We start from the raw sequence: 1,053 nt of genomic DNA, 5'->3' as shown, positions 1-1,053 counted from the left end.
TAGAGTCTGATTCATCCGATTTGAATCGAACTGGGATTCCCAAGGGCGTCGAGTTCTGATTCAACCTGCTGGCTGGGGTTGGAGGCCAGTATGGATGGCGAGACCATATTCGGATGATCTTCGGGAGCGTGTAGCGGCGTCGGTTGTGGGCGGTCGTTCGGCCCGTGAGACAGCGCGGTTGTTCGGAGTGAGCGTTGCGAGCGCGGTGAAGTGGTCGCAGCGGTTGCGGGTGACGGGGAGTGCGGCATCGCGGCCGATGGGGCGCAAGCAGGAACGTTCGCTGGCGGGCGAGCGGGAGTGGCTGCTGGGGCGGCTGGATGCGGTCCCTGATCTGACACTTCGCGGGCTGGTCGTGGAGCTGCGTGATCGCGGTGTGATGACGAGCTATGGTTCGGTATGGCGGATCGTGCGCGATGCCGGCGTGACGTTCAAAAAAAACGCTGTTCGCCGTCGAGCAGTTGCGGCCGCAGATCGCGCGCAGGCGAGCCCAGTGGAAGAAGTATCAAGGTCGGCTTGATCCCAGACGCCTCGTCTTCATCGATGAGACCTGGGCGAAGACCAACATGACGCCGATCCGGGGCTGGGCGCCGCGAGGAACAAAGCTCATCGCCCGCGCCCCGTTCGGCAAATGGCGCACGCTGACCTTCCTCGCAGCACTCCGCCATGATCGGATCGACGCGCCGTGCGTCCTCGATGGGCCGATCAACGGCCAGAGCTTCACCGCATGGGTCGAGCAGTTCCTCGTGCCCACGCTCAACCCTGGCGACGTCGTCATCATGGACAACCTCGGCAGCCATAAGGGCCAGGCCGTCCGTCAGGCGATCCGCTCGGCCGGCGCCAGGCTACTGTTCCTGCCGCCCTACTCCCCCGACCTCAACCCGATCGAACAGGTCTTCGCCAAGCTCAAGCTGCTCCTGCGCAAAGCCGCCGAACGGTCCGTCGAGGCAACATGGCACCGCATCGGCTCACTCCTCGATGCCTTCCCACCTCACGAGTGCGCCAACTATCTCAGGAACTCTGGATACGCTTCCACGTAGATGGATCAGACTCTAG

At 63.3% G+C, this 1,053-nt stretch carries 1 protein-coding gene; it reads left to right on the top strand.

All coding sequences use genetic code 11. From position 1 onward, the window contains the following. Positions 1–94: 94 nt before the first annotated feature. Positions 95–1,037, top strand: a protein-coding gene (locus tag SMA01S_RS24375; protein ID WP_157094128.1) for an IS630 family transposase whose coding sequence is annotated in 2 segments (ribosomal slippage) — positions 95–430 and positions 432–1,037 — 942 coding nt in all. Because the reading frame shifts where the segments join, the coding sequence is not laid out codon by codon here. Positions 1,038–1,053: the final 16 nt, after the last annotated feature.

Origin of the sequence: Sphingomonas mali NBRC 15500, assembly GCF_001598415.1 — a bacterium.
Taxonomy (GTDB): domain Bacteria; phylum Pseudomonadota; class Alphaproteobacteria; order Sphingomonadales; family Sphingomonadaceae; genus Sphingomonas; species Sphingomonas mali.
Note: the sequence above shows the minus strand (reverse complement) of the source record. Positions and strands in the feature narration are given on the sequence as shown.